This is a genomic window from Sporosarcina sp. P2 (assembly GCF_002743255.1).
Classification (GTDB): Bacteria; Bacillota; Bacilli; order Bacillales_A; family Planococcaceae; genus Sporosarcina.
The window spans coordinates 237908-254414 of the sequence record NZ_PDYY01000001.1 but is presented as its reverse complement, the minus strand read 5'-3'; the positions used below and the strand labels follow the sequence as shown (position 1 = coordinate 254414).

General features: G+C 40.5%; 16 protein-coding genes and 1 other annotated feature. Of the genes, 5 read left to right on the top strand and 11 right to left on the bottom strand.

The window, feature by feature from the left end; all coding sequences use genetic code 11:
* Positions 1-8: 8 nt before the first annotated feature.
* From CSV67_RS01195 to CSV67_RS01175, 5 genes are all read right to left on the bottom strand, one after another.
* Positions 9-1490, bottom strand: coding sequence for a VanW family protein (locus CSV67_RS01195; RefSeq protein ID WP_099629804.1), 1482 nt, complete (start codon positions 1488-1490; stop codon positions 9-11).
* A gap of 20 nt (positions 1491-1510) precedes the next feature.
* Positions 1511-3007, bottom strand: coding sequence for a hypothetical protein (locus tag CSV67_RS01190; protein ID WP_099629803.1), 1497 nt, complete (start codon positions 3005-3007; stop codon positions 1511-1513).
* Positions 3008-3024: 17 nt separating this feature from the next.
* Positions 3025-3504, bottom strand: a complete 480-nt coding sequence (locus CSV67_RS01185; protein WP_099629802.1) for a hypothetical protein — start codon at positions 3502-3504, stop codon at positions 3025-3027.
* Entirely contained in the window at positions 3501-3941 is a 441-nt protein-coding gene (locus CSV67_RS01180) for a type II secretion system protein (RefSeq protein ID WP_099629801.1), read from the bottom strand. Before CSV67_RS01180 ends, CSV67_RS01185 begins: the two co-directional genes overlap by 4 nt.
* An 89-nt stretch (positions 3942-4030) precedes the next feature.
* Entirely contained in the window at positions 4031-5242 is a 1212-nt protein-coding gene (locus CSV67_RS01175) for a bifunctional folylpolyglutamate synthase/dihydrofolate synthase (protein ID WP_099629800.1), read from the bottom strand.
* 59 nt (positions 5243-5301) lie between these two features.
* Here CSV67_RS01175 and CSV67_RS01170 point away from each other — a divergent pair, with 59 nt between their 5' ends.
* The 3 genes from CSV67_RS01170 to CSV67_RS01160 are packed head-to-tail and all read left to right on the top strand — an operon-like array spanning position 5302 to position 7867.
* A complete protein-coding gene (locus CSV67_RS01170) occupies positions 5302-6168 on the top strand; it encodes an ATP-grasp domain-containing protein (RefSeq protein ID WP_099629799.1) in 867 nt (288 codons plus the stop codon).
* The gene (locus CSV67_RS01165) at positions 6165-6953 is read left to right on the top strand and encodes an ATP-grasp domain-containing protein (RefSeq protein WP_099629798.1); all 789 of its coding nucleotides are present in this window, start codon (positions 6165-6167) and stop codon (positions 6951-6953) included. The genes CSV67_RS01170 and CSV67_RS01165 overlap by 4 nt, the downstream gene beginning before the upstream one ends.
* Positions 6950-7867 (top strand): MBL fold metallo-hydrolase, encoded by a 918-nt coding sequence (locus CSV67_RS01160; protein ID WP_099629797.1) that lies wholly within the window; start codon positions 6950-6952, stop codon positions 7865-7867. Before CSV67_RS01165 ends, CSV67_RS01160 begins: the two co-directional genes overlap by 4 nt.
* 243 nt (positions 7868-8110) lie before the next feature.
* Here CSV67_RS01160 and CSV67_RS01155 read toward each other — a convergent pair whose 3' ends face one another.
* The gene (locus CSV67_RS01155; RefSeq protein WP_099629796.1) at positions 8111-8317 is read right to left on the bottom strand and encodes a DUF6980 family protein; all 207 of its coding nucleotides are present in this window, start codon (positions 8315-8317) and stop codon (positions 8111-8113) included.
* A 158-nt stretch (positions 8318-8475) separates the two neighbouring features.
* Between CSV67_RS01155 and CSV67_RS01150 the strand changes: the two genes are divergently transcribed.
* Positions 8476-9060 (top strand): helix-turn-helix domain-containing protein, encoded by a 585-nt coding sequence (locus CSV67_RS01150; protein ID WP_099629795.1) that lies wholly within the window; start codon positions 8476-8478, stop codon positions 9058-9060.
* A 49-nt stretch (positions 9061-9109) separates the two neighbouring features.
* Here CSV67_RS01150 and CSV67_RS01145 read toward each other — a convergent pair whose 3' ends face one another.
* The 5 genes from CSV67_RS01145 to CSV67_RS01120 all read right to left on the bottom strand — a co-directional run bounded on the left by CSV67_RS01145 (position 9110) and on the right by CSV67_RS01120 (position 16264).
* Positions 9110-9703, bottom strand: a complete 594-nt coding sequence (locus CSV67_RS01145) for a dienelactone hydrolase family protein (RefSeq protein WP_099629794.1) — start codon at positions 9701-9703, stop codon at positions 9110-9112.
* Between the two features lie 649 nt (positions 9704-10352).
* Complete coding sequence (locus CSV67_RS01140) at positions 10353-10919, bottom strand: hypothetical protein (RefSeq protein WP_158232855.1); 567 nt, start codon at positions 10917-10919, stop codon at positions 10353-10355.
* A gap of 50 nt (positions 10920-10969) precedes the next feature.
* Complete coding sequence (locus CSV67_RS01135) at positions 10970-12001, bottom strand: S66 family peptidase (protein WP_099629792.1); 1032 nt, start codon at positions 11999-12001, stop codon at positions 10970-10972.
* Between the two features lie 495 nt (positions 12002-12496).
* Entirely contained in the window at positions 12497-15142 is a 2646-nt protein-coding gene (locus tag CSV67_RS01130; protein ID WP_099629791.1) for a valine--tRNA ligase, read from the bottom strand.
* Positions 15143-15195: 53 nt separating this feature from the next.
* Positions 15196-15413, bottom strand: a binding site (T-box leader).
* 227 nt (positions 15414-15640) lie between these two features.
* Positions 15641-16264, bottom strand: coding sequence for a hypothetical protein (locus CSV67_RS01120; protein WP_099629789.1), 624 nt, complete (start codon positions 16262-16264; stop codon positions 15641-15643).
* Positions 16265-16334: 70 nt separating this feature from the next.
* On the opposite strand from CSV67_RS01120, the gene CSV67_RS16970 reads away from it, so the two are divergent.
* Complete coding sequence (locus tag CSV67_RS16970; RefSeq protein WP_255397313.1) at positions 16335-16463, top strand: hypothetical protein; 129 nt, start codon at positions 16335-16337, stop codon at positions 16461-16463.
* The last annotated feature ends 44 nt before the right edge of the window (positions 16464-16507 follow it).

The window sequence follows — 16507 nt, the reverse complement described above, 5'->3', positions numbered from 1 at the left end:
CCCCTCTATCAATCGATTGGATCACCATTCTTGTCGACTTTTATAAGATTGCCACCTTTATCGTAATCATATTTCACATCATCTTTTCCAGTCGGGACATTTGTGTTACTTGAACCACTTCCATTAACTGCTCCCGAACCGCCGCTACCCGTTCCATTACTTGAAGAAGAACCCGTATTGCCCGAGCCTGGGCTTCCATCGCTACCTGATCCGCCACCATTTGAAGAAGTCGAACCTTTTCCGTTAGATGAAGTAGACGGTTTATCTGTCGAGCCATTACCTGATGTGTTTCCATCGGTATTGCTAGAAGCACTATCCACATCACTCTCAGGAACTTTCTCTACTACCTTTTTTAAACTATGTCGTTCAATAATCGGTTTCGGTGCGTAGAAATCTATTGACACATCTTCCATTTCTTGCAATGAACCATTCAATAGAATATTCCGTTTAACCGCAACCTCCATGCCTTTCTTGCCTTTATCCACCACTTCAATCGCCCCTGCATTTACAAAGGCGCTATAACGGATAACCGTTTTCGGATCATACTTTGTGATTTTCTCCACTTCGGTATCGTAACGATGCACAAACGGTAGACCTTCAATCGACAGCTCCAATTGAGCGCCTGTCCAAGCCGTACGAATCGTGAAGACGGTTTGATTGGGGTTCGTGAACTGAAAATCTAAATCGAGCTTACGATTGATCGCTGCTTCAAATCCTGGTTCAACGCCCGCAGGTAATTCAGATGAAATATTGCGTTCATCTATAACCCAATTCGTCTGCAATGCTGCTTTATACAGAAGAGAAGACATAATAGTCATCTGTAAATCTGTCGCACTAGCAGACTCTTTACCGCTCAAATATTCACGGAATGAAAAGGTAGAATTCGGCTGAATTTCTAAACCATTCAAATCGTCCATCAATAAACGCAAACCTTTTTCTAACTCATCCACTTCATATGCGGCAGTAGCAATCACTTGTTTCTGCTCGTATAAATCAGGTATAAAATCCGCTATATATACTTGTTGTGGCATAATGCCGCTCTGTAGCTGAACTTCTAGTTGTGCGGCTATTTTCTCCACGTCATCTTCACTGAATGAAAGCGAATGGAAATTTTGTTTCATTACCGTACGAAGCCCTTCCCTAGAGACATTTGCGATTAATGAATTATCCACTCCACTTTTCGCTTCGTTTAGCGTAGCGTCTGGATCAAAATGTACTACCTCTGCCGGAACGTCTACTCGAAGATCTTGCACAATCAGCTGCATGGCCACGTTCTGTTCAAGCTCTAAAAAATCATTTACTAGTTTTTCTTTCGCCTCTTTACGATTATGCTTTGATATGTCAAACGGCCCCGCATACGTGTGTTTACTAAACTTTTTAAAGTTTGAGAAGAAGCCGTCCCCTGCATAAGCTTGTTGGGCGAAAATGGCGGAGATGACTAGTAATAGAGCACCTAAGACGAGGCTAATTTTGTATTGTTTTAGTTTCATAGTAAATCTCCTGACTTTGATTAATTATATGTAACATCGATTTCAGGAGGCTCCCAATTAGGGTTATCTGTAATTCCCGAACTGTCGCTTCCACTTCCACCGCCAACACAGTTATCATATAACGCTTGTGGATTAGTTTTAAATACAGATTCTTTCACCGGAATTAAGTTTGTATATTTACCCATAATATTTTGGGGGTTGGCTTTTTCCTCCACAAAATAAATTTTACTATTTGAATCCATTGTTTTCAGATCTATCTTATTAAAATCAATATTTCCACCAACGCAAACTTTGGAATTGTTTTTAATAACAAGCGACTTCTCTACAACTAAATTCCCCTTAACAACTAAGTTGGAATTGTATATAGAACCTGCTTTCTTCATTGTAAGTTCTTTACCGACTACCATAACTGACTTGCTAGTTAGCGCAAATTTTTCTCCAGTGTAGTTACCGTCGACAACTATTTTCATGTTTTTGAATTCGGTATTTTTCCCGTCCATAGCTCCTTTTGCATAAAGTATAGAATTCGAATAACCCGAGCTAGCATTCTTAAATTCAATACTTCCGGTTGTATATAGATTTGCTTGATTAGCTCCATTTAAGTTTTTCAGTTCAATATTTCCCTCAGCATACATGGTTATGTTATTCATAGTATTCATATTAGGTAGCTCAATGTTTCCTTTTGAATATATTTGCGTATTCTTAAAATCTATTCCGATATTACCATTTCCTTTTGTATAACCGAATGGAAAATACACAATGGAATTTATTGCGGTAAAATGAGTATCAGTAGATTTCTGTCCCAAGCATTTTTCATTGTTAGGATTAATAGTACATGGTGTAGTTTGCTTATTGCTTTCAATTAAACTTTGAATGTCCACAACGGGAATCGTCAAAGAATTCCCTCCATTGTTTGGCGGGTTGGAAATACTATCCTCAACTAGCAACGGAAAATCAAACAGCAGCTCAAAATCCAAACTTTTCGCTCGCTTGCTTCCTTTTCCATATTCCCCCAGAACTTTGCCTTTGACTAGTAAACCTATATACCTATCCGCGGAGTCTTTTACTCTAGTATAGTTTACAGGTCCTAAAATACTATATTGTAAAGAATCTGTTGTATCTGGCTTCGTTTTTTCAAGATTAGTGAAGTGAAGGTTGAGAAGTTGATCAACCATTTGATTTTGCCGGTTTTTTGCCGCTTGCTTAAGCTCTTCTTGTTTTTTTTCAGGTGTTATACTTTTGTTATTTATCATGATCTTATCGCTCTCATAGTCCAACTTCGTATTGTTCCAAATTTTACGTCTTTCTGCTTTAAATTTATTTATATACAGCCATTTATAATAATCTACACCCATTTCAGCAGCAGTATATGCCAGATTGTTGTCATCTACAATACGTTGCTGTTTAGCATTGCTAATCGATCCCCTCATGAAAACAGCACTACCAATCATGATAAATATGATGACAAGCAAGACAAGCACTAATGCATAGCCTTTTTCATTTTTAGGTAATTGCACACGACCGCTTCCTTTCCTCAAGGGGCTTCCTTATATCTGGATAATTCCAATGGGATGGATACTTTCAATTTATCGTTTTTTGGATTTACAACCCAAAACTTTGATATTTCTAAATTCCCTCTCTTTGCGTTTACATAGAATCTTTCTTCAGTAGCTTCTGGATTTTTTTGATCTGTATAATACAGAAAGTTCGTACTAAGAATATAATCTTCTATAGTTTGAGATGACGTTCGGCAATTTCGAACGCTCACTCTTTGAGGCTTCACAACAAATTCATAACTTGAACACTTACGATGTAAACGTTGTGCTTCTGTCGCAATATAATTTATCTCTTGCTGTAAGCGTAATTTTGCCGTCTCCGATGTATTCATTCGAGTACTTATTGAGAATGTTGTCCAGATAATTACAGATACCAAGGAAACAAGTAGTAGCGTTGCTAATAGTTCAACAACAGACATTCCTTGCTGATTCTTTCTTATTGTCCACTTTACATTCATAGAGCCCCATCCTCCACATAACCAAACGTCTCACTAATTTCCTTGCTATTCTCATAAATAGAAATTTGCAATCTATGGAGTGTAACAGAAGTTTCTGTGAAAGATTTCAAGTCTGATGGTACACGGTATTTCACACGGTATTCGTATTTAGGTTCATCTTGACGTGTATATGTATAAAAAATAAAATCAGATGACGATTCAGTATCTTTCTTTAGAACTGAAACCCCTTCATTATTCTCTAACGGCATCGGATTCTCTTTCCAAAAAATCAATTCTTTTTTAGCCAAATGGATCGTTTCAAGTTTAGATTCTGTCCGAGTATTAAATACATTCATTTGAGAAAAAATCGTCATGAAACTAACGAATACAATACCCAAAATTGTCAAAGCCGCTAGAATTTCGACTAGTGTAAATCCTTTTTCTTTCGTAGTATTCATGACATGACATTCCTCCCGTTTATATTCTCCTACTAAAACTAAATACCCTTTCCTAAACGTAATGGTCTATAAAACTAACTTTATTAAGCCTATTGTCTCATTAAACTACTTAATAAGTAAAGAGAGCCAACAACTACCTTTATGTTTTTTTTCGAACTTGTTACATCGACTTCTTCAAACGAAATCACACGACTCGTCTCTATAGGGCAAACCGCTTGTAAATCCTTCGCTTTTGCAGCTTGTGCATGCGAAAAATCCACAAACGTAAAACTATTCGCAAGTGGTGCTAAAATCTCCAACGTTGCTTTATAATCTTTCGTATTCAACATTCCTACAATCCAATCCACTTTCTTTCCTGGAAATTGCTCGGAAATAGTACGTACCAACATACGCGCAGCAGCAGGATTATGAGCTCCATCCACATAAACGTGTTCTGCAAGCTTTTGGAATCTAAACGGCAAAGCTACATTTTCTACAGCTTTAGCCACATGATCTTGTTTTAAAGGTACCCCCGCCAATGATAATGCTTCTAGAGCAACGGCAAGATTAATTGCTTGATGTGGCCCTTTCATATTACGCACCGGAATTTCAAATGTATACATACCGCAGAAGGTCTCCATAGTTCCTTGCTTCATTGTGAATTCTTCGTCATACGCACGTACTAAACTTTTATTCGACTTCGCCTCTGCCAAGACAATCTCTTTCGCTTCTTTTGGAAATTCCCCTACAACGACTGGAATATACGGCTTAATAATGCCAGCTTTATGCGCGGCAATCTTTTCAACTGAATCCCCTAGAAACCCCGTATGATCCAGCGCAATCGACGTGATGACGGACACTAAAGGCGTCACCACATTCGTGCAGTCGTATCTACCACCCATCCCCGTCTCAAGCAAGACGTAGTCCGGTCCTGCATTACGGAACGCTAAAAACGCTGCCACCGTCAGCAATTCAAAGTCCGTCAGCAAACCGCTCAATCCTGCTGCTTCCATCTCCTCAAACACATATTCCAATTCCTCTTGCGCAATCGGCTTTCCATTGATCCGAATCTGATCATATATATCCAATATGGCCGGTGAAGAAAACACACCGGTCTCAAATCCATGCGCTTGTAACACCGCTTCCATTACTGCAATCGTCGAACCTTTCCCGTTCGTACCCGCCACATGAATAATCCGCAAGTCTTTCTCGGGGTTCAATACACTCGCCAATGCCTTTTCTATTGCATCTAATCCAGGTTTAATCTCGTCGTCACTCATTATGTCAAATTGTTTTTTATATTCATCAAGTTTTGGAATCAAAGAAATTCCTCCTGTGCTAAAATTAAGTTATATACAGTATAGCAAAGGTGGCGTGGGGATTGAAAAGTTGTTGGGTTATTTATAATGGTAGTTTAACGAGTGATAAATTTGCCGATCAAGCGCGGCTTGTACAAGAAGCGGCAGAAAATGTTGGGGTACAGGCGACACTCTTAAAAAATTATGAGGTGCAGATGGATGTGCAAAATCAGATAAAAGATGCCCCTGATTTCGTCGTCTTCCTCGATAAAGATACATTGCTTGGACAGTATTTAAAAAATGCAGGAATCCCCGTCTTCAATGATCCTGAAGTTATTGAGACATGTGATAATAAAGCCAAGCAGTATCTTGAACTCGCGAAGCACGGTGTCGCGATGCCGAAAACGATCATCGCACCGAAGGTCTATCCAAACTTTTCGATTGCAGATAGTGGCTATTACGAGAACGTCCTTGAAACGCTCAGCTTGCCCATGATCATTAAAGAAGGTCATGGCTCATTTGGTATGAAAGTGTATTTGATCGAAACGAAAGAAGCTTTCTATGAAAAAGTCGATGAGTTGCGTGGTGTCGATTATGTCTTTCAAGAGTTCATCGAGACAAGTAGAGGGCGGGACTTACGCGTCAATATAGTGGGCGATCAAATCATTGCGGCCATGTATCGCCATTCAGAGACGGATTTCCGCGCAAATATTACGAACGGCGGCGTAGCTGAAGTTGTAAAATTGACGTCCGCTCAGGAAACATTGGCTATGGAAGCTGCAAAAGCAGTTGGTGCAGAATTCGCAGGAGTAGATTTGTTATTCGGTGCCGATGAACAACCCCTGGTTTGTGAAGTGAACGGCGCGGCACATATCCGCAACCTGTTGAACGTCACCGGTATCAACGTCGCTGATGCAATGATTGCGTATATATTGGAGAAGATTAAATGAAAGGTGCCATCTACTATAATGAGGAGGAAGCGAAGCGGAATCATGCGTTTATCGACGATCTATTAAAAGAAGCGAAGGTATTAGATATGAACGTGGAGTTGATAACGGATTCACCTGCTGAACCGCTTGATTTCATTTTATTCCGCGATCGTGATCCTGAATTAGCCTTAGAATTGGAACAAGCCGGTTATCGTGTGTTCAATCGAGCGAGTATACAAAAAATCGCCAATGATAAACTACGTACATTTGAACTGGCTTCCCTGCTTGGTATTCCCGCAGTCCCCACATTCAGAGTGGATCAACTTCCTACATTGCCTTTTATACTGAAAACACGCGGGGGTCACGGCGGAAGCGAAGTATTTCTATGTGAATCTGCACAACAAACAGAAGATATCCTAAATCAATTCGATCCTACTAAACTAATTGCACAACCTTTCATCGAATCTGACGCGACGGACATCCGTGTGTTTATGCTCGGTAATGAATTGTTAGGTGCAGTGAAACGAACAGGCGCGAAAGATTCATTCAAATCCAATTACACATTGGGCGGCACCGTGGAAAAGTATACGTTGAACGACACTGAAACCAAACAAGTTCAAACGATTTCCCGGGCAATTTCTAGCGATTATATCGGCATTGATTTCATACTTCCAATTAAAGGCGGCTGGTTACTGAATGAAATCGAGGATCCCGTTGGTGCCCGTTCACTCTATCAAACACATGAGTTTTCAGTAGCGAAGAAATTATTGAAGTATATCAAAAATCAGTTGAGTGATGAATCATGAGGAGAAAACGCTATACTAATTTAGATAACGTAGATACGCGTAAGACCCTGCGAGAAATGATTCGGTGGCAGATAGAACGTAATGAGGGAAAGAAAGATTTACGTATCGTAATCGAGCAAGCGCCAGATAAAGAAATAGAAAAACTCGCTATTAATCGGTCGAAAGCATCCATTACTTGGATTGGACACGCTACATGTTTGATTCAAATCAACGGGCTCAACATAATTACGGACCCAGTCTGGGCAAAGCGGATGGGTTTTCAGAAACGATTGACGGAACCAGGAGTCGCACTCGTTGAATTGCCAGAGATTGACGTTGTAATTATTTCACACGGACATTATGATCATTTGGACTTTGGCACGATCAGACATCTAAAAGGTAATCCTAGCTATTTTGTTCCAGTTGGCCTACGCAGTAAATTTCAGATAAGAGGATTTAAAAAGGTCATCGAAGCGGAATGGTTTGACTCATTCGTGTTTGAAAGCACAAAGTTCACATTTGTTCCAGCACAACATTGGACAAAACGGACCATGACGGACACGAATACTTCCCATTGGGGCGGCTGGATTATCGAAAGTGCTGAGCAATCGATTTACTTCGTTGGGGATACGGGATATTTCCGAGGTTTTCAAGAGATTGCCAAGAAGTTCACTATTGATACGGTGCTCATGCCGATTGGAGCGTACGAGCCGGAATGGTTTATGAAGGAAAGTCACCTAACTCCCGAGTATGCAGTGAAAGGATTTTTGGATCTGGCTGGAAAAATATTCATTCCGATACATTATGGAGCTTATCATTTAGCGGATGATACAGGGCCGGAAGCTGTTGAAAGGCTGAATGCTGAGTGGAGAAGATTGCAGTTGGATGAAAATCGATTAAAAAAGTTGCTTATTGGGGAAACGTTGTGGTTGTAAACATATGGGCTGTTACCGAAAGTCATTATGATATTCGGTAACAGCCCTTTTACGTAGAGAGATGTACTCCATTTAATCTCTAGCGTTGACTTTAGCTAGGAAAGCCGTCATTAGCCATAAAAGGATCGGTATGATACTCCACAAGAAAAACTTCCAATTACTCGTTACTACTGAAAGAACGAAGAAAAAGACGAGTGCTAAAAACGCAATTGCGACAGCGTACGTTTAAAGTTTATTCATATTCTATCCCCTTTCCAATAATGTACTTCCACACCATGGGCAAAATGAAATCCCGATACTTGAAGTACCTCCATCATGAATTAACAATCCGTAATCTTGATCTGTTTTATCAAAAAGAATCAATTGATCAGGACAATCATACGGGTCTTTGTGTACGTCACATGTAAAAGTTGCATGATACGCCATGTCTTCGCAGCAATGCTGTTTCATTCCTACTCACCTTGCTTTCTACTATCTCAGATCTACTCTTTTTATAGTATCTAGTAAATTAACCACGCCAGTATATATAAGTGTAACAAACTCCACGGAACGTTTGTTGATGCCTGTTGGATATTCGCCTATGATAATAGAGAGCAGGAGGGAAACCGATGGATACAAGTAAAGTTGGTGAATTAATATATACATTACGCAAAGAAAAAGGATTCACCCAGAAACAATTAGCCGATCAAATGAATATTTCGGATCGAACGATTTCAAAGTGGGAGCGCGGATATGGTTGTCCGGATGTAACACTTTTATCCAATCTATCTAAGCTACTTGGTGTGAATATAGAAAATATTTTAGACGGTGAAGTACTGTCTAATGAGTTTATAGGAGGAAATATGAAAAAATCAAAGTACTTTGTCTGTCCATCTTGTAATAATATTGTATTGGCAACGGGAAATATTACACTATCTTGCTGTGGCAGGAAACTCGAAGCGCTACAAGCGAAGAAAGCGAGCGACGAAGAAAAACTTACGATTGAAGAAATCGATAATGAACGTTTTATCTCAAGCGACCACCCGATGACAAAAGATCATTATATCTCCTTTATCGCATTCGCGACTGGCGATCATGTCCAGATTATCAAACAGTATCCTGAATGGAGTTTTCAAACACGTCTACCTTTGAGAAAACATGGCACACTGTTATGGTACGATACACAGTTCGGTTTATTCTATCAATATATCTAAACAGCAAAAGCACTTCTATTCATGAAGTGCTTCCCCCTACACAATTCTTTCAATTATTTCTAAAGAAGTCTATCGTTTGCTTAAAGGTAATATGAGCTAATTCTTCATTGTATGCAAAAGCGTATGGATCACTAAATCCATGCTTCCCATCGTACGTATATACCTCCACATTCGGCTTTTCTAATTTCAAAACCATTTCTTTCACATCAAATGACTTCTCGGTATTCGGAAAGTACAACAAAGTTGGACAAGTGGGGTTCATTCCTGCATAATCTCGTATTCGTGATCCGTAGTATCCAACCATCCCATCTACGCACTCTTCTTCGCTGCAGAGCCAAGCAATTGTCGCTCCTACACTGAATCCAAGTATAAATACTTTTTCGTACTGGTCCTTCATCTCCACCAATAACTCTTTTACCTTACGTGCGTTGTTTTCGAAACTATCATGCTGCATAAAATTTTCATAAGCTACCTCTTCTTGTGAATAATCAAAAGGTGTTTCTTGAGGCAACAGATTTGGGCAGATCACATCGAAGTCCTTCTCAGACAACGCAACACATATGTCTTTCATAAATTGATTGATACCGTATATTTCATGAAGAACTATGATACAAGTTTCGGAAGTAGATTTTGTTTTACTCATTCTATTTTCTCCTCACGTCATTCATAAAACGTATTTTCTAGAAGTTACTGACTTAACTGTACGTATAGCTACTAGCGCAGATACTGCTTATTCATACTACCGAATTCCCCTTGTCTAGACTGTAGCTTCTATCATTACATCTCTTCTTTCTTAATGAAATGGGAGAGATCATACTAATTAGCAAACCAGTTTACAACCAATCAACATTCCAAGTGGTATCAGACTGTCTAATCATGACTGAGCGCACTTCGGTTTTTTCTTAGCCAACGAACCTAGATTAGTTTTCTGATCCAATCTCTTTATGACAAAGACTACAATTAGTGACGGTACAATGAAAGGAAAAACAATACATAGAGTTTCACTAATTGCTTGCATAGCTAAACTCCTTTCCGCTTAGATCTATAATTATATTATGTAAACTAGATCGGTTAGTGGAAGTGTGGAAAATACTACGATTCCTAACTTCCCGAATATCTTCAACATCTTTCTATTTTTCAGTTTTCCTTCTAAATATCACTCTTTTGTATCGTACCAACTAAGCGCTTTTCGCTCTAATTCCTTCACAAACATACTTTTCCCTTCTATATAAGATTTTAAGTCGTCAGGAAATATGCTAGCTAGTCTCTCATATGCTTTCTCCCTACCATTATTAATCTTCCCAATAAAAGATCGCATCCAAGACTAGATATTGTCGCTCATTCCGATAAATCGTCGGTATTTTTGTTTTAAACAATAGTGGCGTACTCATCTCATTCGCAGCTAATAATTTGTAATTAAACTCTTGTAAAGCTTTCTGTAATTCTGTTGCTAGTGTTTCCAATTCCTCACTAACAGCTAGCGAAGTAGGTGTATCAAGTATTGAACCATATCCACCACTTACTTCCTCAGCCGTCTCTATCCGAATTGTTCTACACCTTACATCTTCACCCATTATAGCAACTGATGCTAGACGACTTACATAAAGTATAATACCTTTTATCTCTATCTCACGCATTCCATACTTTTCTTGTACGGTTATATAATCTTCTTTCCGATAACAAAAAAACTCCACAAAGGAAGCATAGCCGCTGCCGAAATGATCCCATTCCGCTTCGCAGACCACATTGTGGATACGACAGATTCGATAAAATAACCGATTGATATGTGCCAAGACTTCCTGTTCATCATCACTATCATAAGGAAAAGTATCCCCCATAATCTCCCCTTCAATGAACATTTGTAACTGCCGATCAGTAAATATTATAAACACCCCATTTCTTAACTATTTTACTCAACGCCACTCTCTACAATTGAAAACGTCTTTCGTATACAATCTATTTTCGCCAACGCTCCATATGGTAAAATGCATTTAGGTTCCGTATGACCGAAGTTCAAGTTATACAAAATAGGCAAATGCTCCAAGTCATACTCTTTCATCACAGTAAGGATTTCCTCTTTATACTCATCAAAGTATTTCTCGTCTTGAGGCTTCGCGAAAATTATCCCATTCACATGATGTAAAATTCCTTGTGCTGCATAATTTCTTAACCAGTATCGAATCAAACTAGGATCAGGCTTCTCTTCGGATGTTTCAAAGAATACTATACTATCGTTCCAATACTTGTCTTCGGGCCAAATCGCCGTACCCTTCGCAAATTCCAATACTTCGATACATCCACCAATCAATCGGCCTTGCACAATACCAGAGCCCTGAAGTAGTTCGTATCCAGTATTCTGATTCATCGTACGCCGCTTACTCTTATTCGACTCGATCCATTCCAACCGCTCGCTTGTCCATCTTTCAGCCGGTTGTATCTCACCTATGATTTCATTAGAAAAGAGAATTCGATTCACCATCTCGACCGTGTAGGAATCCATTTCAACATTCTCGGCAAAATCAGTTAATATTGCGGGTCCGTAGAATGAAGAAATTCCCGCTTTATGACAAAATAAATGCGATACCGTAACATCAGAGTATCCCATGAAGACTTTTGGATTTTCTCGTATTACGTCAAAATCAATGTATGGAAGTAATCGGATACTGTCCTCCCCACCGATATTCGCAATGATCCCTTTAATATTGGGATCGCTAAATGCCGCCATTAGATCTTCTGCACGAGCTTTCGGGTTTTCATAGAGAAAGTCGGCTCCTTTTAAACTGTTTGGCATTGGCACGATAGTTAGTTCGAATAGATCTTCTAATCTCTTTACGCCTTGTTCGTACCGCCACCTAATTTCCGGTTCTCCTGCGTCTCCCCACGAAGGGCTCACTGTTGCGATCCGATCACCACGTTGCAATTTCTTCGGTTTAATTAACATGCGCTTCTCCCCTTTACATATTCATAGCTGTAAAGTAAATATACAGTAGATACACGGCCGGAATACACGTGGTAAAACATCCTATAATGCGGATTTTTTTAACTTAACTGCAAAGCTAAGCCGACTTAACAAAAAATCCATAAACAACCTTCTACACACGGTCTAAATATTATGAATTCAATTATACCCATAAGAATCCAATAACACTATTTATAGGGTACTATGTTTTTATAAGAACATTGACTTAGATGGTTTTGGTTTTTACTTATTAAACTATTTCCTCCTCAAAAAGTAGGAATTCAGGCATAGGAACGGCAACTCTCAGAGCATTAGTCGGACAAGCGAGACAACCAAAGAGGGCAAAGCGAACTGGTTGGCCTACCGCGCGCACTTTATGAAGGCATCCTTTCATCCCACCACTCTCTACTTCAACATTAAAAAAAGCCCATTCAACAGCATCACACTGTCGAATAGGCCTTCTTTTTTAAACTACTTTTAAATCTCTTTCAACTCTGCAATACGACGCTCAACCGCCGCGTACTTCTCCAAATAATCCTTCTCTTTCGCACGCTCTTCTTCAACAACTGACTCAGGTGCTTTCGCAGTAAAACGTTCATTCGACAACTTGCCTTGAACCCGCTTCACTTCACCTTGCCACTTGCCAAGTTCCTTCGTCAAACGAGCCAACTCTTCGTCTATATCAATCAATCCTTCAAGTGGCAAGTACAGCTCTGCACCCGTCACGACTGCTGACATCGTTTTGCCTGGCGCATTCACTTTCACACCAATTGTTAATGTTTCAGGATTACAGAATCGCACAAGATAGTTACGGTTCTCTTCAAGTACCGCCACGGTCTTCTCGTCTTTCGCTGAAATATACAAATCGACTTTACGACTCATCGGTGTATTCACTTCTGCACGGATATTACGCACGGATTTGATGATATCCATCAACAATTTCATATCCGAAGCACGCGACTTGTCCATCATAGCCGCATCCACTTCAGGCCACTGTGCTACTGTAATCGACTCACCTTCATGGGGAAGGTTCTGCCAGATCTCTTCTGTTATGAAAGGCATCAATGGGTGCAATAAACGCATCGTCTGATCTAAAACATGCGCAAGAACCGAACGTGTCATTTTTTTCGCTGCTTCGTCTTCACCGTATAGTGGCAATTTCGCCATTTCGATATACCAGTCACAGAAATCATCCCAGATGAAGTTATATAACGCGCGGCCCATTTCACCGAACTCATACCGGTCAGCCAAGCTAGTTACCGATTCAATTGTTTCATTCAAACGAGTTAAAATCCATGCATCTGCAACAGATTTCTCTCCTGACAAATCGATTTCTTCATATGTCATGCCATCCATATTCATTGAGGCGAAACGGGAAGCATTCCAAATTTTATTGGCAAAGTTCCAGATCGCTTCTACTTTTTCTGTAGAGTAACGTAGATCTTGTCCTGGTGAAGAACCTGTTGCCAAGAAGTAACGCAATGCGTCTGCACCGTACTGCTCAATTACGTCCATTGGATCTACACCGTTACCGAGAGATTTAGACATTTTTCGCCCGTCTTCCGCGCGTACTAATCCGTGGATCAAGACATCCTTGAATGGACGCTCTTCCGTGAATTCAAGAGCTTGGAAAATCATGCGGGACACCCAAAAGAAGATAATATCATATCCTGTAACAAGGGCATCTGTTGGGTAATATTTTTTGAATGTTTCGCTGTCAACATCTGGCCAGCCCATAGTTGAAAATGGCCATAAGGCAGATGAGAACCAAGTATCTAGTACGTCATTGTCCTGAGTCCAGTTTTCTTCATCAGCTGGAGCTTCTTGACCCACATAGACTTCACCTGTTGTGTTGTGATACCAAGCCGGAATTCGATGGCCCCACCATAGTTGACGAGAAATACACCAGTCATGGACATTTTCCATCCATCCTAAGTAGGTTTTCTCGAAACGTTCAGGAACAAACGTCACTTTTTCTTCTTCATTTTTCTGCAGATTGATTGCTTGCTCGGCAAGTGGCTGCATATTGACGAACCATTGTGTAGATAGATACGGCTCCACTACCGCGCCACTTCGTTCCGAGTGTCCGACAGAGTGCATATGGTCTTCAATTTCAAATAGCACATTCATCTCTTGTAAGTCTTTGACGATTTGTTTACGGCATTCGAAACGATCCATGCCTTCGTACTTGCCTGCTAATTTATTCATCGTGCCATCTTCATTCATGACGAGCACACGTGGCAAGTTATGACGGTTACCTATTTCAAAGTCATTCGGGTCATGCGCAGGTGTAATTTTCACTGCACCGCTTCCGAAATCCATTTCTACGTAGTCATCCGCTACGATCGGAATCTCGCGTCCTACGATTGGCAATTTAACCATCTTACCGATCAAATGCTGGTAGCGTTCGTCATCGGGGTGAACTGCAACAGCTGTATCACCAAGCATCGTTTCAGGACGTGTTGTCGCTATTTCAATCGAGTCTGTGCCATCTGCCAATGGGTAGCGCATATGATAGAATGCACCTTGCACATCTTTATGAATAACTTCGATATCAGATATCGCTGTCTTCGTTGCAGGGTCCCAGTTGATGATATACTCTCCGCGGTAGATCAGCTTTTTCTCATACAACTTAACAAATACTTCACGTACTGCTTTTGACAATCCTTCATCCAAAGTAAAGCGCTCTTGTGAGTAGTCAAGAGCTAGACCAAGCTTCGCCCATTGTGCACGGATATGGCTCGCGTATTCTTCTTTCCATTTCCATGTTTCTTGTACAAAGTTTTCACGTCCAAGATCATAACGTGTTTTACCATCGGCGCGAAGTTTTTCTTCTACTCTTGCTTGTGTCGCAATTCCTGCGTGGTCCATTCCCGGCAACCATAGTGCGTCATACCCTTGCATACGCTTCATGCGGATGAGCATATCCTGTAAAGTCGTATCCCATGCGTGTCCTAAGTGAAGCTTTCCGGTAACGTTCGGTGGTGGGATCACAATTGTATACGGTTTTTTCTCGCTTTTTACATTCGATTCAAAATACTTACCTTCAAGCCACCATTCATAACGTCCTTTTTCCACTGCCTGCGGATCGTATTTGGTCGGCATCGTCAATTCGTCAGTCATTTCATTTCCTCCTTCAAATAAAAAGGGATACAAAAAAGCCCCACTCATCCCGGTAAAAGGACGAAGGAGCTCGTGGTACCACCTTTATTTATGAACGCAAAAAGCATTACATCTTCATGATTTGGTAACGGTCTTCACCGGTTCCTGCTACTCATATTTCACAGAAACTGCTCATAGGGGACTTCCATATGCGGTTTCCAGGTACGTTCCACCAATCGTACCCTCTCTAAAGAAAACGGTTCACATGTACTTTCCTACTCTTCGCATTTATATTCATATACACATTATTATAAGCGAAACATGTAGAGTCCGTCAACTGAATAGCAGTCTATAGAGAAAGGATGGTGAACGATGCGAAAAGGTTATAATCCCTATCTGTTGCCGCCGTGGCTTCGGAAAACGAGATTTTACTGTAAAGGCTGTATCATCCCGATCACCGTGTTTCAATTGATTCGATTACTACTTATCCCGACCACTGGCGATTTTTTAGTATTTTGCTTACTCGCTGCTTTGTCCTTCTGCTTCTACAAAAACATTATTTGAGTGGAAGATCTTTCTCGTTATATCGTCATCCATCTCGGCGATGTATAAGAGAAAGTCTTCCATTTCATTATTTACTTGTTCAACCGCACGATCAGCATTTGCAAGAAATTCTAAATGAGATGTCGAGGCAGCTACGAACTGTAGTGCTGCAGGCTCTTCTTCAATTACAACCGGTTCTTGTACGGGCTCTTCCTGTTTCAAGTGAACGGTCCACTCCAGTTTCAATCCCCCGTCTTCCTGTGATGAAGATTTAATATCTCGCACTTCCAGTTGCAAGTCGCCATCGAGTTCTACTGGTAGATCAACATTCAAAGGCACAGCATATTCAAAATATCCTTTATTGTTTTCTACTTCCACGTCATGAATGACTAATACATCTTCAGTTGCCAATTCTACTTGCTTGTCTGCATCAAATACAACGTTTGCCGCGATATGATAGATCCCTTGCAAACGGATTGCATCTTCCGTACGTTCTTCCGTAAACCCTGGCGTCACCTTTACCTCAGCCGATTTAGCAAATGCCCCGTACTCCACAGGGAAATAAAAAGACTCTTGCAATGTCCATTGATGTGTTGTCATTTTCGCTTCACTCCTTTTCTTAACTCAGGCTACTATATGAAGAAATAAAGGAATTTAGAAGTGAAGTATAATGTGGAATGGGAATGGGAATGAAACGATCGCAACCGCGCTATTAAAGCCTAGCATCGCGCCAAAAGGACAGCACACCGCGCAAATGCCAGCGTACACCGCGCTATTGATCCCGAAGACCGCGCCATAACATCTGAAAACCGCGCCAATCCTCGCCAACACCGCGCCATCATC